At 42.6% G+C, this 19,291-nt stretch carries 17 protein-coding genes; 12 read left to right on the top strand and 5 right to left on the bottom strand.

Annotated elements, in window-relative coordinates; genetic code table 11:
* Window positions 1-45: 45 nt before the first annotated feature.
* From HYI04_RS11440 to HYI04_RS11400, 9 genes are all read left to right on the top strand, one after another.
* Window positions 46-696, top strand: coding sequence for an OmpA family protein (locus tag HYI04_RS11440; RefSeq protein ID WP_062034242.1), 651 nt, complete (start codon window positions 46-48; stop codon window positions 694-696).
* Between the two features lie 126 nt (window positions 697-822).
* Window positions 823-2,862 (top strand): UvrD-helicase domain-containing protein, encoded by a 2,040-nt coding sequence (locus HYI04_RS11435; RefSeq protein WP_159153009.1) that lies wholly within the window; start codon window positions 823-825, stop codon window positions 2,860-2,862.
* Between the two features lie 43 nt (window positions 2,863-2,905).
* A complete protein-coding gene (gene dut / locus HYI04_RS11430) occupies window positions 2,906-3,358 on the top strand; it encodes a dUTP diphosphatase (RefSeq protein ID WP_004694889.1) in 453 nt (150 codons plus the stop codon).
* A 196-nt stretch (window positions 3,359-3,554) separates the two neighbouring features.
* A complete protein-coding gene (locus HYI04_RS11425; RefSeq protein ID WP_159153010.1) occupies window positions 3,555-4,982 on the top strand; it encodes a phosphomannomutase/phosphoglucomutase in 1,428 nt (475 codons plus the stop codon).
* 10 nt (window positions 4,983-4,992) lie between these two features.
* On the top strand, window positions 4,993-5,895 hold the full coding sequence (argB, locus tag HYI04_RS11420; protein ID WP_110974846.1) for an acetylglutamate kinase: 903 nt from the start codon (window positions 4,993-4,995) through the stop codon (window positions 5,893-5,895).
* Between the two features lie 168 nt (window positions 5,896-6,063).
* Window positions 6,064-6,912 carry a class II glutamine amidotransferase gene (locus tag HYI04_RS11415; RefSeq protein WP_159153011.1) on the top strand — a complete coding sequence of 283 codons (849 nt, stop codon included), beginning with the start codon at window positions 6,064-6,066 and terminating at the stop codon, window positions 6,910-6,912.
* A gap of 274 nt (window positions 6,913-7,186) precedes the next feature.
* Window positions 7,187-7,642, top strand: a complete 456-nt coding sequence (locus HYI04_RS11410; RefSeq protein WP_005400160.1) for a bacteriohemerythrin — start codon at window positions 7,187-7,189, stop codon at window positions 7,640-7,642.
* A gap of 142 nt (window positions 7,643-7,784) precedes the next feature.
* Window positions 7,785-8,867, top strand: a complete 1,083-nt coding sequence (locus HYI04_RS11405; RefSeq protein WP_159153012.1) for a hypothetical protein — start codon at window positions 7,785-7,787, stop codon at window positions 8,865-8,867.
* The gene (locus HYI04_RS11400) at window positions 8,867-9,190 is read left to right on the top strand and encodes an RnfH family protein (protein ID WP_159153013.1); all 324 of its coding nucleotides are present in this window, start codon (window positions 8,867-8,869) and stop codon (window positions 9,188-9,190) included. The genes HYI04_RS11405 and HYI04_RS11400 overlap by 1 nt, the downstream gene beginning before the upstream one ends.
* 46 nt (window positions 9,191-9,236) lie before the next feature.
* Here the strand turns inward: HYI04_RS11400 and HYI04_RS11395 are convergent, their stop codons facing one another.
* Window positions 9,237-9,635: an outer membrane protein assembly factor BamE gene (locus HYI04_RS11395; protein ID WP_087528300.1), complete on the bottom strand. Its 399-nt coding sequence runs from the start codon at window positions 9,633-9,635 to the stop codon at window positions 9,237-9,239.
* A 112-nt stretch (window positions 9,636-9,747) separates the two neighbouring features.
* Between HYI04_RS11395 and fur the strand changes: the two genes are divergently transcribed.
* Window positions 9,748-10,185: a ferric iron uptake transcriptional regulator gene (fur, locus tag HYI04_RS11390; protein WP_004694866.1), complete on the top strand. Its 438-nt coding sequence runs from the start codon at window positions 9,748-9,750 to the stop codon at window positions 10,183-10,185.
* Between the two features lie 58 nt (window positions 10,186-10,243).
* Here the strand turns inward: fur and HYI04_RS11385 are convergent, their stop codons facing one another.
* Entirely contained in the window at window positions 10,244-11,365 is a 1,122-nt protein-coding gene (locus HYI04_RS11385) for a PilT/PilU family type 4a pilus ATPase (RefSeq protein ID WP_010326019.1), read from the bottom strand.
* Window positions 11,366-11,391: 26 nt separating this feature from the next.
* A complete protein-coding gene (locus HYI04_RS11380; protein WP_004694862.1) occupies window positions 11,392-12,429 on the bottom strand; it encodes a type IV pilus twitching motility protein PilT in 1,038 nt (345 codons plus the stop codon).
* Window positions 12,430-12,551: 122 nt separating this feature from the next.
* On the opposite strand from HYI04_RS11380, the gene HYI04_RS11375 reads away from it, so the two are divergent.
* Together HYI04_RS11375 and HYI04_RS11370 are read left to right on the top strand one after the other, a co-directional pair.
* The gene (locus HYI04_RS11375; RefSeq protein ID WP_159153014.1) at window positions 12,552-13,241 is read left to right on the top strand and encodes a YggS family pyridoxal phosphate-dependent enzyme; all 690 of its coding nucleotides are present in this window, start codon (window positions 12,552-12,554) and stop codon (window positions 13,239-13,241) included.
* 190 nt (window positions 13,242-13,431) lie between these two features.
* A complete protein-coding gene (locus tag HYI04_RS11370; protein ID WP_159153015.1) occupies window positions 13,432-14,166 on the top strand; it encodes a hypothetical protein in 735 nt (244 codons plus the stop codon).
* A 116-nt stretch (window positions 14,167-14,282) separates the two neighbouring features.
* On the opposite strand, the gene HYI04_RS11365 is transcribed toward HYI04_RS11370, so the two are convergent.
* Window positions 14,283-17,879 carry an AAA family ATPase gene (locus HYI04_RS11365; protein WP_178896173.1) on the bottom strand — a complete coding sequence of 1,199 codons (3,597 nt, stop codon included), beginning with the start codon at window positions 17,877-17,879 and terminating at the stop codon, window positions 14,283-14,285.
* Window positions 17,880-17,888: 9 nt separating this feature from the next.
* Complete coding sequence (locus HYI04_RS11360; protein WP_159153017.1) at window positions 17,889-19,142, bottom strand: exonuclease SbcCD subunit D; 1,254 nt, start codon at window positions 19,140-19,142, stop codon at window positions 17,889-17,891.
* Between the last annotated feature and the right edge of the window lie 149 nt (window positions 19,143-19,291).

Below are 19,291 nucleotides of genomic sequence, written 5' to 3'. Positions count from 1 at the left end.
CAATATTCGTTCTATAAACAAAACACACAAAGAAGGAGGCATGCGATGCGTGCACTAGCAATTTCCGCAGTCGTTGGGGCAATGGTTCTTACAGGTTGTCAAAGCACTGGTAATAACATTGGTGGTGTGGAATACGATAAAGCTGCTCTAGGGACCTTAATTGGTGCTGCTGCGGGTTATGGTATTTCTAAAGGAAACGCAAACACGAGTCGTCAAAACAACCGTGCTGCAGCGATTGGCGCAGTTGTCGGTGGTGCAACTGGTGTTTACCTTGACAACAAAGAGAAGAAACTTCGTCAACAAATGGCGGGGACTGGTGTAGAAGTTAACCGTAATCCAGATGGTTCTGTAGGTTTGGTTATGCCGGGTAACATTACCTTTGATACCAACAAATCAAACATCAAGCCGAACTTCTATTCAACTTTAAACAAAGTTGCGCAAACCTTAACTGAAGATAACAAGAGCGGTATTCTTGTAACAGGTTATACAGATAGTACAGGTAATGATTCAATTAACATTCCTCTGTCTCAAGCGCGTGCGCAATCTGTAGCAAGTTACTTGGCATCTCAAGGTGTTTCTACAACACGTATTAATGCACAAGGTCAAGGTTCAGCAAACCCAATCGCGTCTAACGCCACTGCTGAAGGCCGTGAGCAAAACCGTCGTGTAGAAATCAGCATCTACGCAATTCAATAATTTTTATTGAAGACTGAAAAACCACCTTCGGGTGGTTTTTTTATGACTGTTAAAATATGAATTTGCATTATGCATCTGTAGCGGAGATGACTATAATCGAGCTCGGAATGAAATAGAGGAAAGACTATGTCACTGGCAAGTCAGTTAAACGACAAGCAACTTGAAGCCATGAAATACACTCAAGGACCCTTGTTAGTACTTGCAGGGGCTGGTTCAGGTAAAACTTCGGTGATTACCCGTAAGATTGCCTACTTGGTGAAACATTGCGGCATTCCTGCTTATCGTATTACCGCGATGACGTTTACGAACAAAGCAGCACGTGAAATGAAAGAACGTGTTACCAAGTTGCTGTCACGTGAAGAGGCAAAGGGGCTTTCAGTCTCGACCTTCCACACCTTTGGCCTAAACATGCTGCGTTTAGAGCTGAAACACACGCCATTAAAAAATAATTTTTCTATTTTAGATGCAGACGACTGTAAGCGTATTTTGATGGACTTGATGCACCGTGACAATTTATCCGGTGCGGAAAGTAAAGAACTGATTGCCAAAGCCATGAAGATGATTTCAGATTGGAAAAATGACCTGATTCCGCCTGAGCAAGCACACACCACCTGTGAAACCGCAGAAGATGTTCAGTTTGCGCACTTATATCAACTGTATGAGCGTAATTTACGTGCCTATAATGCGGTCGATTTTGATGACCTAATTGTGATGCCGACGCGTCTTTTACAAGAAAACTCAGAAGTTCGTGAGCGCTGGCAAAACCGTATTCGCTATTTATTGGTCGATGAGTATCAAGACACCAACACCGCACAGTATATTTTGGTGAAATTGCTGGTCGGGGTGATGGGACAGTTCACTGCGGTGGGTGATGATGACCAATCGATCTACGCATGGCGTGGTGCCAAGCCTGAAAATATGGCTTTGCTGAATGAAGATTTTCACAATTTAAAAGTGATTAAACTCGAACAGAACTATCGTTCGACCAGTCGTATTTTGAAAGCAGCCAATACCGTGATTGGTAACAACCCGCATATTTTTGATAAAAAACTGTGGTCAGATAAAGGTCATGGTGAAGTAATTCGAGTGATTACGTGCCGCAATGATGACGATGAGTCAGAACGCGTAGTGAAAGACTTAATTACGCATAAACTGATGAATGGTAAAAATTGGAAAGATTACGCCATTTTGTATCGGGGGAACTTCCAAGCACGTGCATTGGAAACACAACTGCGTCAAATGCAGATTCCGTATAAATTATCGGGAGGTCAGTCATTCTTCGGACGGGCTGAAATCAAAGACGTGATGAGCTATTTGCGCGTCATTATTAATCCTGAAGATGACAGTGCATTTTTACGGATTATCAATACACCTAAACGTGCCATTGGGCCTGTGACTTTAGAAAAGCTGGGTTTGTTTGCACAAGAAAATCATTTGTCGTTGCTCTCTGCCGCGGGTGATCAGCGACTCACCATGGTGATTCCTAAAAAAGCCACCACGCAGTTGGCGGAGTTTGCAGACTTCATTACCACCTTTACGCGTGAGTTGCTTGAGGATGATGAACCTGTACCGATTATTCGCAAGATGATGGTTGAAGCGGGTTACATCGACTATGTCAAAGAGTCTGCGGCGACGCCTGCGCAAGAAAAAACCAAGCTAGATAATATTGAAGTGCTGTATAGCAGTATTCAAAGTTTGATTAACCGTGCTGAAGATGTTGATGAGAAAAACATTGAAAGCGTAATTCGTAAAATGGTGTTGCTGGATATGTTAGAGCAGCAGCAAGAAGAAGAAGACACTGACAAAGTAAACTTGCTTACGCTGCATGCGTCTAAAGGTCTTGAGTTTCCATATGTCTATCTGATTGGTCTTGAGGAAGAGTTGCTGCCGCATAAAAACTCGATTGCCGCAGATACAGTTGAGGAAGAGCGTCGCCTGATGTACGTGGGCATCACTCGTGCGCGTCAGGGTTTAACCATCACGCTTGCAGAACAACGTAAGGCGGGTGGTCAAATGAAGCAAATGACACCAAGTCGCTTCTTGGATGAGTTGCCGCAAGATGAGTTGGAATGGCTGGGGCGTAAAAAGAAACTGGCGGGCAATGTCGATCCGAAGTTACAAGCGCAGCATTATTTAGACAATTTACGTGCGTTGATTAAGCGCTAAATATTTTTTTGTTTTAGAAATTTATTGTACTAGGAAAAAGAGAATGAAAGTTCAGGTTAAAGTGTTGGATTCACGTTTAGGCAATGAATGGCCAATGCCAACCTATGCGACAACGGGTTCAGCAGGCTTAGACCTTCGTGCATGTGTCGATGCTGCGACTGTCATTGAACCGGGACAAACTGTTTTGGTGAAAACGGGTCTATCTATTTATATTGAAGATCCACACTTTGCAGGTTTAATTTTACCGCGTTCAGGTTTAGGTCATAAGCACGGCATTGTTTTGGGTAACTTGGTGGGTTTAATTGATTCGGACTATCAAGGTGAATTGATGGTATCAGTTTGGAACCGCAGCCAAACAGCTTTCAGTTTAGAACCGGGTGAACGTCTTGCACAGTATGTACTTGTACCTGTGATTCAAGCACAGTTTGATATTGTAAATGAATTTGAAGCGACAGAACGTGGTGCAGGTGGTTTTGGACATACTGGTCAAAACTAATCTCTCAGTGATAAAGTAAAACAACAAAGCCTCTCCATGAAAGAGGCTTTGTTGTTTTAATGCTGAATGATCATTTTTAGTTCATAAAAAGTTACAACTCTTTTTTGAATCCTTAGTAAAATTAAATGCAGCGTTAAGCATAACAACAAGGACAGCTGAAAGAGCTGTTGATCTGAATAAATTAGAAGTTAGACCTATGGATTTTCAGCCAAAATTTCCTGCACATATTTTTCGTGCCTATGACATTCGTGGCAAATTGGATGTCATGAGTGCTGAGCTGATTCGTGCCATTGCACAAGCGCTCGCAACTCAATATTTAAAGACTGGGCAGACACGTTTAGCTATTGGTTATGATGCTAGACAAAGCAGTCCTGCTTTTGCAGAAATTATTTACAAAGAATGTCTTAAACAGGGCTTAGATGCGAAAATTATCGGATGCTGTGCTAGCCCTGTGTTGTATTACACGGCACGCCAGTTTGATGGCAATGGCATTATGGTGACAGCCAGCCACAATCCGAAGTCGGATAATGGGGTCAAATGGATTATGCAGGGTGAGCCTCCTTTACCTGAGGCAATCCAGCAGGTGGCACGCGATACAAATGAATATTTTGACAGCCATGCAGAGATGAACTGGCAAACGTCGCCACATCTGATTGTACCTGAATATTGTCTGGCTTATCAGGCGGCATTGCTCAATGATATACAGCTCATGCCTCAACCTCGATCCTATAAAGTTGTGGTGGATGGTTTATACGGTTCAGCGGGTCGTTGTGCCGTTTTGGTCTTAAAGAAACTCGGCTGTGAGGTGCATGCTTTACGCTGTGAGGCCAATGGTGAATTTCCTGAACATGCCCCCGATCCATCTCAAGCCAAACATCTAGATCTGCTGCGTAACGCCGTACAACAGCAGCATGCTGATATCGGTATTGCCTTTGATGGTGATGGTGATCGTGTTGTATTGATTGATGAAAAGGGCGTAATCATTTCAGCAGACCGTTTATTGTCCTTGTTTGCGCACATGTGTTTGGCCGATCATCCTGAGCATGAAGTGGTTTTTGATGTGAAATGTTCTACCATGGTTCGCAATACTGTACTGGCCCATCAGGGTATTCCAAAAATGATTCGCACAGGCAGTTCTTTTCTACGTAAATACTTGGCGCAATCTGAAGGACAAGCTATTTTTGGCGGTGAATATGCAGGGCATTATGTGTTTAATGATGGTCGTGGCTTTGGCTATGACGATGGTTTATATGCCGCATTACGTGTATTGGAATACTTAAGCCTGAAGCAATGCACTTTGTCGGAAGCGTTAGCAGACTACCCAGAACGTGCCAGTACAGAGGATATTTATATCAGCACCCATCAGATTTCACCCGCGCTGGTTTTAGCGAATGTGGAAAAACAAAGTCAGCACTTTCAAGCAGAAATGAGTAAAATTGATGGCGTAAGACTTGATTTTGAGGATGGATTTGGCATTATTCGAGCATCGAATACGGGCGAGTATTTTACTGTGCGTTTCGACGCGGACAGTGATCAGCGGCTCCATCAAATTCGCCATAACTTTGTGCACATGCTGACGGCAGATTATCCGCAGATTGCACAAGACCTATTAGACGCCCATTAAGGAGAGGCACATGCCACATCAACATACTGGCCTCGACAAAGCACAAGTCCTGACTGAAGCTTTGCCGTACATTCAACGTTTTGCTGGAAAAACGCTAGTAGTGAAATATGGTGGCAATGCAATGACCGATCCTGAGCTTGAGAGCTCGTTTGCACGTGACATCGTTTTGTTAAAAACCGTCGGTTTAAATCCAATCGTGGTGCATGGCGGTGGTCCACAAGTGGACTCGTTTTTAAAGCAATTGGGGCGTGAGTCTGACCGTATTGATGGCATGCGAGTGACCGATCCAGCGACCATGGAAGTGGTTGAAATGGTGTTGGGTGGTAGTGTGAATAAATCCATCGTGAACTTGATTAACCAACATGGCGGTCGTGCCATTGGTTTAACGGGTAAAGATGGTAATTTACTGCGTGCACAAAAGTTACTGATGGAAAAAACTGCGGAAGATGGCACAGTACAAAAAATTGATCTTGGCCTAGTCGGCGAAGTGACCAGTGTTAAAACTGATGTATTGGAAATGTTTAGCAGTGGTGATTTTATTCCTGTGATTGCACCCTTAGGTGTGGATGAAGAGGGCAATACCTACAACATCAACGCGGATTTGGTGGCTGGAAAAGTGGCTGAAGCCCTCGGTGCTGAAAAGCTGATTTTGTTGACTAATATTTCAGGTGTTTTAGATGAAAATAAAAACCTGCTCACTGGTCTAACCACTCAAGAAGTTGACCGTCTCATTGAAACGGGCGTGATTTACGGAGGGATGATTCCGAAAGTGGGTTGTGCTCTAGATGCGGTGAAAGGTGGTGTGGTAAGCGCGCATATTGTAGATGGTCGTGTGCCACATGCAACGCTGTTGGAGATTTTCACCGATCATGGTGTCGGTACATTGATTACCAATCGCAGTAATAAACACTAGCATTTTTAAAAAGCCTCCTCGGAGGCTTTTTTTAGGCCGATGCATTTTATAAAAATAGTTTTATGCCTGAATGTGTTCGGGTTATGAAGCATTGTGAATTGCAAGCCAGTCAGGACTCATGCACAATAAAACCATCATAAATAAATATGTTTAAATAAGATCAAGATTATGTGCCAACTGCTCGGAATGAACTGTGCAACACCGACTGATATTACCTTTTCATTTCGAGGCTTTTCACAGCGCGCGGGGATTACTTCAGACCATTGTGACGGTTTCGGGATTGCTTTTTTTGAGGATAAAGCTTGCCGTTTATTCGTTGACAATCAATCTGCAGTTGAGTCCCCGATTGCTGAATTAATTCGTAATTATCCAATCAAATCACGCAATGTGATTGCACATATCCGCAAAGCGACACAAGGAAAAATCAACTTAGAAAACTCACATCCATTTAGCCGTGAGCTATGGGGACGGCAGTGGATTTTTGCGCATAATGGCGATTTGCATGACTTTGATCCTGTACTTTCAGGACGCTTTACCCCAGTGGGCAATACCGACAGCGAACGTGCATTTTGTTATTTACTGGATCAGCTGGTGAACAAGTTTGGCTATACCGAGCCAAGTCTAGATCAAGTTTTTGATTTATTAACTGATATTTCTCCACGGATTGCGGAGCATGGCACGTTCAATTTTTGTTTATCGAATGGACAAGCCCTGTTTAGTTATGCCATTACCAAACTGCATTGGTTGGTGCGTGAGTACCCATTTAAACCTGCACAGTTGATCGATATTGATGTTGAAGTCGATTTCAGCCAAGTCACAACCGCAGAGGATCGCGTGGCCGTGATTACCACCGAACCATTGACTCAAAATGAAGCGTGGACGGCCTTTGCACCCGGTGAAATGATTTTATTTCAATATGGCAAAGCGATCCGCCACCAAATGACCCATGTGGAACGTTTAATCCGAGAAGCCAAAGATCCATCTTTAAAACGTGTTACTAAAGCGGATCAATATTAATTTATTTCAAAATGATTAGAATATAAAAGCATGTTGATAATAATATAAAACATGCTTTTATTTTGATAAGTACTTGTCAAATAATAAAATCGATTAAATAATAACTGATTCTTTTGGTCGGGTTTAAATTTATTTACTTATTTAAAATAGACACTTAAGTTTAATTTAATGAAAATACTATAAAACCAACCAATTTGATTCACTTTTATTTTTAATTCTAATCGATATGATTAATTCATGTAATTGATCTATTAATTTTTATTGGGTGGTCGGAATGATAATGAAGTGGGTTCCAGAATATAATACTGGTATCGATGTGATTGACGATCAACACCGTCGTATTCTCGATTATATCAATGAAATTGATGCAATTGATGTCAATACTGACCGTGAACGCGTGAAACAGATTTTAGAAAATATTATTGATTACACACAGTCTCACTTTACTTTTGAAGAGTCTCTCCAAGAAGAAGCAGGTTATAAATACCGTGTACCTCACAAACGCGTACATGATTTATTTATTAAAAAAATTGAATCTTATCGTGACCGTTTTGAGTTGGGTCATTCAATCGAAGCGGAACTGCATGAAGTGTTGTCGAAATGGCTGATTAATCATATCCAGCACGATGATGCAGATTATGTCGGTGCCGTAAAAGAAAATATGATGGGTATTATCAAAGAAAAAGAAAAGAAAAAAGGGAAAAACTGGTTTGCTCGTTTCTTTTCATAAGTGAGCCAAACGAGGGATAAAAACAATAAATTTTAATTATATTTAGCGCAGCAAATCATCAGTTTTGATGGTTTGCTTTTTGTTTTTGATTTTCATAAGCGAGCAAGGCAAAATAGCGCAAGACTTATTGAAGGAACGCATCATGCAAGACAATGCTCTGTCACGATGGTTATCGCCGCTGATGGCATTTTGTTTATCATTTATTATCATTGCCACACTTGCACCCTTGGTGGGAATTCAGGTTGAACGTCAGCTCGACTTTTGGTTACTTTGGTTAGTGACCATGGTGATCTTGGCTTTACCTGTGTGTTACTTAGAAATTGCCTTAGCCAAGCGTTCAAAAACCACGGCATTGAATGCTTTGTTGAGTTTGACGCGTGATGCCGATGCTTCTCAGACGTGGCGTCTTGTTGGATGGCTTGCTGTCATCTTTATTCCTTTTTTAGCGGGCGGCATGTTGTCTAATGCTGCGCAATTATTAAATCAATATGCACTGGCCGATATGACATCGTCCGTGATCTTTATTGCTTTGGCTGTGGTTGCCATCGCGTTGTCTTTTGCCCCACGTCTGTTGACCTTAGCGTTAATGGCGGTCGGTGTGCTGATCTCCTTAGTGCTTGCAAACCTTTTTGGTACAGGAACCGCTGAGTGGCAGGTGACACCGGTTGAATTTTCAGAATGGGGCAGTGCAACGGTATTGGCTTTGGTGGCAAGTGGTTTAGGACTCGGCCTGTACTGGCAAAATAGTTTGGTACAAGTTCAGCAGCAAGATGCTGCAAGCAAGACTGTTTTACCGATTTGGATTGCACAAATTTTGGCGGTAGTTGCTTTTGCATTTTTTGCCGTCCAAGCGGCATTACCTGCGTATGCGATTGCTTTAACTGCGGTTGCAGCGGCAGCCGTGCTGTTACAGATGGCACGTGAGCAGTTGGCACAGCGCCAATTAAATATTGTGATTCAGTGGCTCGTATTGCTGGCTGCAACGTTGGTGTGGTTGATTCCAGCCACTGGCCCGATTTTTAACATCTTACTGATGCTGTGGGGCTTAGTGATTTGTTTGATTTATGCCATTTTTGCTGGTTGGATTATGAAAATTAGCCATTTACGTAAGTCGATGAACTTTAGTAATGAAGCTTTTTATAATATTTGGCGCATTGCTGTGCGTGTTGTATTACCCGTTTCTATTGTATTGGCAATTGTAGCCGTGCTTGGAAAACTGATTTAATGAGCATGCTTCAACAAGTCTGGGTTGCCTATGCAACAGCAGACCAGCAGTTTCATATCAGTGTGCCATTTTCTGAAGGAATGACGGCGCAGGATGCGATTCAGCTGAGTGGCATAGGTTCGCAGGTTGAATTGCCTGAGCCTTTACAATTGGGCATCTTTGGTGTCCGATTGAAAGACCTTCAACAGGTTTTACAGGCAGGGGATCGTGTTGAAATTTATCGCCCTTTGAGTATTAATCCTAAAGATATTCGAAGGATACGTGCACAAAATAACCCTGTGGGTCGCTTTGCTAAAGGCAATCGCTTAAAACAATCGAAATGATATGAAAAACCCCTCAGTTGAGGGGTTTCTTTTTTAGAATAAGGCTTTATAGTGGGGGCGCGTTTAGAATCGCTTCTTTCGATGCTGGTAAGCCTGGCTGAGATGCAGGAATGGTTTCTAAGCCTTCAATTTTTTGCACAATACCATTTGAGTCGAAATAGACTTTTAGGTGTTGACCTTGTGCAGCAGGAATCTTGGCTTTTTTAGCATACGTTCCTGGGGTATAATTGTAGATGTAGTCCCAACGTAGCGGATTCATTGGATCTGAAACTGTCGGGCTGCCAAGCAAAAAGCGAACTTGTTGATGGCTCATGCCAACTTGTATTTTTGACGCTTGTGCTTGAGTTAATGGCGTACCTTGAGGAATATCAACTTTATAAACGCCCAAGGTCGAACAGCCTGCGAGCAGTGAAGTGACGAATAACGCCAACATGATTTTTTGCATTTTGCTACACTATCCCAAATTAATTATGATGCAATTGAGCCACGGATAGATCATACTGCATCTACACTTTGTTGCATATTCTAACTTTAAATTTGTTGAGAGACCTTTTTACATGCCAATTTCAAATCAAGATCTACGCAAAGCTGGACTTAAAGTTACACTTCCACGAATTAAAATATTAGAACTATTAGAAAATTCAAAGCAACACCATTTAAGTGCGGAAGATATTTATAAGACTTTACTTGAACAAGGTGAAGATGTCGGTTTAGCAACTGTTTACCGCGTGTTAACGCAGTTTGAAGCAGCGGGCATTATTCAGCGCCATCACTTTGAAAATAACCATTCTGTTTTCGAAATCATGCAAGACGATCATCATGATCATATTGTTTGTCAAAACTGCAACAAAGTGGTTGAGTTTAGCAACGAAGTAATTGAGCATGAGCAGCATGAAGTCGCTGAAAAGCATGGCTTTACTTTAACAGGTCACTCACTCAACCTATACGGTTACTGTGATGCTGCGGAGTGCCAAGAAGCACTGCGTAAAAAGTAATAACTTAGATCTAAAAAAGGGCTTCATGAGAAGCCCTTTTTGTTGTTTAAAGAAATGCTTAAGCTTGGCCGTCAAACGTGATGTTTGCACTGGCATGCAATAGACGATCACCGCCTTCTTCAGACAACTTGATTTGTAATCGTAAGTCGTTTGGAGAGTCGGCGTGTTTCAGCGCATCTTTATAGGTAATCTGCTTAGCTTTGTACAAATCGAATAAGGCTTGGTCAAAGGTTTGCATACCGAGTTCACGAGAACGCTTCATCAGGTCTTTAATTTCGTGGATTTCACCTTTACGGATCAAATCGGAAATTAACGGTGAGTTAATCAAAATCTCAATCGCAGCACGACGAGAATTGCCGTCTGGTGTTGGAATCAACTGCTGTGCAACCATGGCTTTAAGGTTTAAAGACAAGTCCATAAACAATTGGCTATGACGGTCTGCTTCAAAAAAGTGAATAATACGGTCGATGGCTTGGTTGGCGTTGTTGGCGTGCAGCGTCGCAAATACCAAGTGACCTGTTTCAGCAAAGGCAATCGCATAATCCATGGTTTCACGGGAACGAATCTCACCAATCAGGATCACATCGGGTGCCTGACGTAAGGTGTTTTTCAGCGCGATTTCAAAAGAGTCCGTATCAATGCCCACTTCACGCTGCGTAATGATACAGCCTGCATGCTCATGAATAAATTCAATTGGGTCTTCAATGGTAATGATATGACCTTTCGAGTTTTGGTTACGATAACCAATGATCGAAGCCAAAGAGGTCGATTTACCCGTACCTGTTGCACCGACAAAGATGATGATGCCACGTTTGGTCATGGCCAACTCTTTGAGCACAGGCGGGAGTTTTAACTCATCCATGGTTGGAATTTGCGTCTCAATTCGACGCAAAACCATACCTGGCATATCACGCTGTTGAAAGGCACTGACACGAAAACGTGCAGTTTTATCCCGATTCATAATCGCGAAGTTACACTCACGTGTGTCTGCAAATTCTTTGCGCTGTTTCTCACTCATAATCGAGTTGAGCAGTTGCCCCGCGACATCACCTGTCAGCTTGCCTTTAGCTACAGGCACAATTTGACCGTTAATTTTCATGGAGGGCTCAACATCAGCGGTGATAAATAAATCCGACGCTTTTTGTTGAATCATATAATTGAGTAAGTCGTTAAAATCCATATCTATACCCCAAATCCATTGTTTTCTTATAAGAAGGTTTCAGGTTGCTTGGCAGCTGTACGTGCGGTCTGCGGACTGATCACCCCTTTGGTGACCAAGTTTTTCAAACTTTGATCCAGTGTGGTCATACCGTAGTTTGCACCAGTCTGAATAGCAGAATACATCTGTGCCACTTTGTTTTCACGAATTAAGTTACGAATGGCAGGAATACCAATCATGATTTCATGCGCGGCAACACGACCACCGCCATTTTTCTTGAGTAGGGTTTGAGAAATCACGGCTTGTAGCGATTCAGATAACATGGCACGAACCATGTCTTTTTCTTCAGCAGGGAATACATCAATCACACGGTCAATGGTTTTTGCCGCAGAGGTGGTGTGGAGTGTACCGAAGACCAAGTGACCCGTTTCAGCGGCAGTAAGCGCCAAACGAATGGTTTCAAGGTCACGCATCTCACCCACGAGGATAATATCGGGGTCTTCACGGAGTGCAGAACGCAGCGCTTCGTTAAAACCATGCGTATCACGGTGTACTTCACGTTGGTTGATCAAACATTTTTTTGACTGGTGTACAAATTCGATTGGGTCTTCAACCGTTAAGATGTGGTCATAGCGGTTATCGTTAATATAATCGATCATTGCCGCCAACGTGGTAGATTTACCAGAACCAGTAGGTCCCGTCACTAAAACCAAGCCACGTGGCAATTCACACAACTCTTTAAAGGTTTGTCCTAAACCTAAGTCTTCCATGGTCAGGACTTTGGACGGAATGGTACGGAATACTGCACCTGCACCGCGGTTTTGGTTGAATGCGTTCACACGAAAGCGAGCAATACTTGGAACTTCAAAGGAAAAGTCCGTTTCTAATTTTTCTTCGAAATCACGACGTTGTTTGTCATTCATGATGTCATAGACCAGTTTATGCACTTCTTTGTGTTCTAAAGCTGGTAAATTGATACGACGAACTTCACCATCGACACGAATCATCGGTGGCATACCTGCAGATAAGTGTAAATCTGATGCCCCATTCTTAGCCGAAAAGGCTAGTAATTCTGTGATATCCATTATTTCCCCGAGTTCATTTAAATGCTAATTATTTTGATAGAATAATAAGGCTTTCAATCAACTTAACCAACAGTTTGTTGAAAGGCAAAGCAAAAAAGATGACCGAAATGAGACCCTCGTCAATGAATATCTTGCAAAATTCACGTCAACACGTGTTATCCCAAATTCAGCAGGCCTGCGAAATTTCAGGACGTGACGTGGAGTCTGTAGAACTTTTGGCGGTTTCTAAAACACATCCCAGTGAAGTGTTACGAGACATGTACGCTTGTGGTCAACGCGCCTTTGGTGAGAACTACTTACAAGAGGCTTTGCAGAAGATAGAGGCGCTACAGAATTTAGACATTGAATGGCACTTTATTGGGCATGTACAACGCAATAAAACCAAACATTTGGCTGAACAGTTTGCATGGGTGCATGGAGTTGATCGTTTAATTATTGCAGAGCGTTTATCGGCGCAGCGTCTGATAACACAACCACCATTAAATCTTTGTCTACAGGTCAATATCGATGCTCAAGACAGCAAAGATGGCTGCCAACCTGATGAAGTTGCTGAGTTGGTAAAAAGTATCAGTCAGTTGCCTCACATCAAACTGCGTGGGTTGATGGTGATTCCTGCACCGAACAATACTCAAGCCTTTAAGGCGGCGAAAGTGTTATTTGACCAAGTAAAAGAGCTGCATGTTCACCCTGAAGACTGGGATACCTTAAGCATGGGTATGTCAGGCGATATGGTCGATGCAATTGCAGCTGGGTCGACTATGGTTCGCGTTGGAACTGCCTTGTTCGGGGCGAGAGATTATTCACAGCATTAAGTTTAAATAGGGCTTCTTGAGCTTGAAGGCCGCGAGAAGTGCTTAATTTACAATTATATAAAACTAATAGGCTGCTGAAAAAATAGGCTTAATTTAAACTCATGAATTGAACCGTCTATAGATTAGATAGATGAACCCTGAAAAATGATTGCCTGACAACGATAAAAATTGCATTTAGGATGAAGCCAAAATGAAAAAACTCTATTTATTTATCTCCCTGCTTCTGAGCTTATTTGTAGCAGCTTGTAGCAGTACAAATACCAAAATGAGCGAGATGAGTGCGGAATCTACGGTTCAGAATGCTCAGGTCGCTAAAAGTGAAAAATTAGGCACCAAGTGGGGCGATGAGATCAGTTCAAAGGTCAAGGAAGTCAATTTAAAACGTTTATCCAGTAGCCCAATTGCTGAATCACAAGTTCGCTATGCCAGCAAAAAATACGTGGGGAAAGCCGTGAACAGTCTGTCATTGGCGGCTGGAAAAATTAGCTTTTCGATTGTAGATGATGCACAGCGTCCACTGCCTTTATTTCGAGATGGTCAGCAGTATTATTTATCTGGTAAAGATGGACAAAGTTATCAGCTCAAATACCAGAACCATAGCAATAGCACGTTTGAAGTGGTTGCCAGTGTGGATGGTTTAGATGTTATTGATGGACGTGCAGCATCACGTAGCAATTCAGGTTATGTGCTTCGTCCACAGGGGGAGTTGATTATAGAAGGCTTCCGTAAGAGTGACTCTGCGGTGGCATCTTTTACCTTTAGTCGACCTGAAGATGCCTATGCTGCAAACTCAGATCATGGTTCCATCCAAAATACAGGTGTGATTGGTACTGTGATCTATCCGCTACAGTCTATGGCGGCTACAGACAAAGCAGCAGATGCATCTAAATATGCACCTCCACCAAAAGCACTCCCAGCGGATTAAAGCATTCGTTTGGATCTCACAGGGAGCATTTACATCAAGTAGGATGCTCCCTTTATTTCTAACCGAGAGATGGTGTCTTAAAACAAATCAAACTTTGACATTTCAAAAATGTGAAATTATCCGACCACCTCAATAGTACTGGCACCTGCGCCCAAAGCTTTAACTTGGATTTGTACAGGAATACGTTCATGCATTTCTTGGATGTGTGAAATCAGCACCACTTTACGACCTTGATTCTGTAATTGGTCGAGAGCATTCATGACCATGTGCAGGGACGATACATCTAAAGTTCCAAAGCCTTCATCAATAAATAGAGATTCGATTTTCATTGACCCTGAGGCCATATTGGCAATGGCAAGAGATAGGGCAAGGGCAGTCAGGAAAGACTCACCCCCAGAAAGTGATGCAACGGAGCGGGTCTCTCCATCCATATCATGATCAATAATAGCTAGACTCAGCGAATGCTCTAAACGCTTTAAGGTATAACGCTGTGAGAGTTGGTTGAGCTGTTGGTTGGCATGCTCCAGTAAAATATCGAGATTATATTGCTGCGCATAATCACGGAATTTTTTGCCTGTGGCATCTCCCATCAGACCTGAAATTTTACCCCAACGGTGTTCTTTCTGTTGTATCGCTTGAATCTGATCTGCAAATTGCTTTTGTTTGGCGACATTTTGCTGATGCAACTCAAGTTTGAGTTTGAGTTGATCGCGTATTTCAAGTTGTGTTTGCAGTGCGACTTGATGCTCCTGCATTTGCTGTTGTAACTGTGTTGGGTCAATTTTAGGTTGATGGCCCAGATGTTCACTCAACTGCTCTTGCATAGTTTTCAATGCAGCATGTGCTTCATTTACTAGGCGTTCTGCATGCTGTAATTTCTGACGGATCTGTTGTTCCTGAGCCGAGCTAATTTGAGCCAGCGCATCTAAATCAGGCTTATGGAAATCAGGGTGCGCATTGAGCCAGTGCTGAAGGGTATTTTCTACTTGGCTGGCACTGGTCTGATTCTGCTGTAACTGGGCTTTGAGCTGTTCTAGCTGATTTTTTTCTTGTTCGAATTGATGGCGTAATTGCTCAAAATGTTGTTTTAGCTGTTGATAATGGCTTTGCGTCTGCTGACGATGTTGATCGTGCTGGATGAGCCACTCATTGGCTTTGATGTCAGTTAAGCCTGTCATTTGTTGGATTAATTGATTGGCTATTTCTGTATTTTGCTGTCCTCTTTGTTTGATCTCACTAAGCTGCTTGTTAGTTTCAGCGATGTGCCTACTTGTATTTTCGATATTCAGTTGATTGGTCTTGAACTGTTGCGTGGTTTGTTCGCATTGCTGACGCCATTGTTCCAGCTGTTCCAGTTGTTGCGAACGGGTATTTAGGCGTATCAAGATTTGCTGAGCGGTTTGGGTGGTCTGCTGTTGCCAAGTTATTTTTTCAGCCTCAGATAAACACTGCACGATATGCTGAACTTGGTTGTGCAAACCGTTTGCTGTTTGTAGTAAATGTTCAATCTGTTGAATGTTTTGGATGCATTGTTGCTGGATTTTAATATTGTGTTGGAGCTGCTCAGACTGTTGTTTGAGTTGTTGCAAATCCGAGTGATATTGCTCAGCCATTTGCATGAACTGAGTCTTCAATTCCGATGCCATTAGGGTGAAGTCGAGTGCCATATTTGCTGCTTGACTGTGCTCGATTAACACGTGTTGCAAAGCACTGATTTTTTCAGAAAGTTGCTGAATTAGAGTTTGCCGTTGTTCTATTTCAGTATTCAATTTAGTCAGCTGTTGCTGCGCTTGTTGCCAGCCATCAAAGCAATTCTGTTCTTTTAGCGTTGCCTGTTGTTCCTGCTGTTGTTGAAGCTCAAACAGGGCCTTGGAGAGCGCAGTATCTTCCACTTTATAAGGATGTGAGGTACTGCCACAGACTAAACAGGGTTCGCCGTCTTGGAGTGCCGAGCGTAAATCTGCGATATTTTCAGCATGTAAAAGTCGCTGCTGTTGCAAAACCTGTTGCAGTTGGATGCGTTCACTTTTGGCAGCCTGAAAGGCCTGTTCAGCTTGTCGGCTATTGTGCTGCACGGCTTGAAGCTGTGTTTTGGCGTTGTCGAGCAGTACTTGCTGTTCTGTAGACTCAGCCTGTAAGTCAAAAAACTGCTGAATTTTTTGCTGAATCAGCTCGAATTGACTGAGTTGATTGATTTTTAACTCGCGTTGCTGCTGTGTCTGCGCAACTTTGATTTCAAGCTGTTCGATCGTCCCGAACTGTTGTATCGACTGCTGTAATTGTTCTTTTTCTGATGCTAGCCGATGTTCCGTTTGAGCACGTGGCCCGAGTTGATGTTCAATTTTTTGATATTGATGAATGAACTGTTCTAGCTGTTGAGTATGGGCACTGAGGCCTTTGTCTAAGTTTACAAACTGTTGTGAGCTTTCCAGTTGCTGATTACACTCGGTTTGCTGTCGATCAATGTGTTGAATCTGCTGTTCAAGCTTTTGTTGTTGCTGGGTTAGGGGTAGCTTAGACTGCTCTAAAGCCTGCAATTTTTCCTGAACTTTCTTAAACTCAGCCCCAATAAAATCCCGTTCTTGAATACATTTACGCACCTCATTCAATGCATCATGATGGGTACGTTCAAACTGTTGTAGTTCATTCACTGCCATTTCAGCTTGCGTGAATTGGGCTTTTTCGCTTTCAAATCTAAGCTGTAAATGATCGAACAGTTGTTGCTGTTGTTGAATACGGGGCGTCAGTTGCTGCACCGTTTGCTGTAACTGTTGTTGCTGGAAGACCACAGCACGAATTTCAGAAAAGATCTCCAAACGAGCCAAGTGTTCGCGCTCAGGAGCTAAATCCTGTTGTAAATTGCTTTGTGTATTGAAGAGTTGTTGTTTGTTGATGATTTCACTGTCGAGTTTATGTTTGCGTTCAAACCATTGTTGTTGTTTTTCCAGTTGCGACTTTTGAGCTTCAAGCTGTTTATAATCCCTGTCACACTGCTGAAACTGTGTCGATAATGCAGTGACTTGTTCATCAGTTAACAGTTCAATATGACCTAGTACATTTTCGAGTTCTTTGCGCTGCGTGGCGACAGATTTGGTTTTTTCATATGCCAGTTGACCAATTTTCCCAAAAATAGCGGAATTGGTCAGATATTCCAGCAATTCGCCGCGTTCATTGTCCCGTGCTTTTAAAAAAACAGTGACTTCAGATTGGGCCAACAAAACGGCACGAGTAAATTGTTCAAAACTGAGTTGAGTGATGCGTTTAATATTTTCATCGACGGCTTTGGCTTTATCAGCAACCACAACACCATCGGTGACACATTTTAAAGAACGTTGCACACTTTGTAGTTTGCCATCAGCTTTTTCACGCGAACGTTTTAATTCCCAACGTGCGATATAGCGTTTTTGGTCCTGTGCAATAAAGTAAAGCTCGGCATAACCATGTGCAGTGCCACGACGCAGTACGGTCAAGGGGGAGTTAGTGAGCAGCTCTGAGCCATCGACATCTTGTAGTTTGCCATCACTGTCTTTTAGCCGTGGAATACGGTTAAACAGGGCCAAACACATGGCATCTAAAATGGTGGATTTACCTGCGCCTGTTTTCCCCACAATGGCAATCAGACCTGCACTGGCTAAGGGATCACTTTCAAAATCAATCAAATGTTCGCCAGAAAGTGAAGCAAGGTTCTTAATTCGAATCGATAAAATATTCATACTAAACCTTTAAGCCTCGTGTTCATCTGCAAGGGATTGTTCTGCTTCACGCATTAAGCTCATAAAATCGTTCAATACTTCTGCATCACTGTGATAACCCTGTTTTTCCCAAATTTGCTGAAACAGTTTTTCTGGTGTTGGCGGTTCTAAACTTACTTTAGCGGGTGCATTGGGGTCTTGCTCAGTCGCTAAATATTGGCGCGAAATACGGACTAAACGATAACGGTCTTTGGGTAGAGCCTCTTCGAATTGTTGTCTTAAATTGGGCTGCGGTGGAACAGCAGTATGGTATTCAATATCGACATATTCACGTTGATCAATATCCGTGATGGCGCCTTGAGGCAATGCTTGCAGCTTTTCCAGTACCTCATTGAGTTCACCGCGTATTTTATGCAGTTGAATGCTTCGTGGTATCGCTAAAACATTCAACTGAAAACGGGAGGAATCGTTTTGTGTGGGATCAAGTGTCACTTCAACAACTTGATGTTTATAGTTAATTTCACTAAAAGATAGTGGAATTGGGGAGCCACTATAGCGAATATGCTCTTCACCGACTTTTTGCGGTTTATGCAAATGCCCGAGTGCCACATAGTCAATGATTTCATCAAATAATGTCGTGGAGAGTGCTTCTTCATTCCCAATCACAATAGGCCGTTCAGAGTCTGAGGTTTCGCCGCCTTGCATATGTGCATGAGACATTAAAATCAGGGCTTGATCTGCTGTTTTGCGCGCTTTGGCCTCGGCAATCAATTGTTGATGCAAATAAGCAATCGCGTTTTGGCTATTGGTGGTGTGTTCATTAAAGCCTGTAATTTCAGCAGGACGTAAAAAGGGCAGACTCAGACACCATGCCACAGTATTTTGTTGCTCATCTAAAATCGGGACCAATAAGTGCTCAAGATCAATCTGCTGTTGGCTATTTTTATGAATCACTCCCACCGCTTTGGCATTGTATTTGGCCAGTAACGGTTCAACTTGTTCAATGCGGTAGCCTGAGTCATGGTTGCCTGCAATCATCAGGGTTTGCATATGCGGTGCACGTGCATGCGCATCTGCTAAGAACTGATAGAGTTGCTTTTGTGCGGACGATGCAGGGTTGATGACATCGAAAATATCTCCTGCAATCAAAAGCGCATGCGGTTGTCTTGCACTGATTTGCTCCAGTAGCCATGCTAAAAACTGTTCATGTTCATACTGGCGGGAATGGTTATAAAAAAACTGTCCCAAATGCCAATCAGATGTATGAAAAAAACGAACAGCCATAGATACCCCAAGCTCAAAGCGCAATAGAGCTATAAGCTAACATAAATCAAAATTATTCGATGGATAATTGTCGCTACGACGACAATCTCTGACCTGACAGTTAAGTTTAGATTGGTAAGTTAAACTGCACAGAGAAATCAATGAGTGTT

Source organism: Acinetobacter sp. SwsAc2, assembly GCF_013391465.1.
Taxonomy (GTDB): domain Bacteria; phylum Pseudomonadota; class Gammaproteobacteria; order Pseudomonadales; family Moraxellaceae; genus Acinetobacter; species Acinetobacter johnsonii.
Note: the sequence above shows the minus strand (reverse complement) of the source record. Positions and strands in the feature narration are given on the sequence as shown.

Bases quoted from the DNA above. Each gene is read 5' to 3' on its own strand.
- HYI04_RS11440 (WP_062034242.1), top strand. From the start codon at position 46: ATGCGTGCACTAGCAATTTCCGCAGTCGTTGGGGCAATGGTTCTTACA.
- HYI04_RS11435 (WP_159153009.1), top strand. From the start codon at position 823: ATGTCACTGGCAAGTCAGTTAAACGACAAGCAACTTGAAGCCATGAAA.
- dut (WP_004694889.1), top strand. From the start codon at position 2,906: ATGAAAGTTCAGGTTAAAGTGTTGGATTCACGTTTAGGCAATGAATGG.
- HYI04_RS11425 (WP_159153010.1), top strand. From the start codon at position 3,555: ATGGATTTTCAGCCAAAATTTCCTGCACATATTTTTCGTGCCTATGAC.
- argB (WP_110974846.1), top strand. From the start codon at position 4,993: ATGCCACATCAACATACTGGCCTCGACAAAGCACAAGTCCTGACTGAA.
- HYI04_RS11415 (WP_159153011.1), top strand. From the start codon at position 6,064: ATGTGCCAACTGCTCGGAATGAACTGTGCAACACCGACTGATATTACC.
- HYI04_RS11410 (WP_005400160.1), top strand. From the start codon at position 7,187: ATGATAATGAAGTGGGTTCCAGAATATAATACTGGTATCGATGTGATT.
- HYI04_RS11405 (WP_159153012.1), top strand. From the start codon at position 7,785: ATGCAAGACAATGCTCTGTCACGATGGTTATCGCCGCTGATGGCATTT.
- HYI04_RS11400 (WP_159153013.1), top strand. From the start codon at position 8,867: ATGAGCATGCTTCAACAAGTCTGGGTTGCCTATGCAACAGCAGACCAG.
- HYI04_RS11395 (WP_087528300.1), bottom strand. From the start codon at position 9,635: ATGCAAAAAATCATGTTGGCGTTATTCGTCACTTCACTGCTCGCAGGC.
- fur (WP_004694866.1), top strand. From the start codon at position 9,748: ATGCCAATTTCAAATCAAGATCTACGCAAAGCTGGACTTAAAGTTACA.
- HYI04_RS11385 (WP_010326019.1), bottom strand. From the start codon at position 11,365: ATGGATTTTAACGACTTACTCAATTATATGATTCAACAAAAAGCGTCG.
- HYI04_RS11380 (WP_004694862.1), bottom strand. From the start codon at position 12,429: ATGGATATCACAGAATTACTAGCCTTTTCGGCTAAGAATGGGGCATCA.
- HYI04_RS11375 (WP_159153014.1), top strand. From the start codon at position 12,552: ATGAATATCTTGCAAAATTCACGTCAACACGTGTTATCCCAAATTCAG.
- HYI04_RS11370 (WP_159153015.1), top strand. From the start codon at position 13,432: ATGAAAAAACTCTATTTATTTATCTCCCTGCTTCTGAGCTTATTTGTA.
- HYI04_RS11365 (WP_178896173.1), bottom strand. From the start codon at position 17,879: ATGAATATTTTATCGATTCGAATTAAGAACCTTGCTTCACTTTCTGGC.
- HYI04_RS11360 (WP_159153017.1), bottom strand. From the start codon at position 19,142: ATGGCTGTTCGTTTTTTTCATACATCTGATTGGCATTTGGGACAGTTT.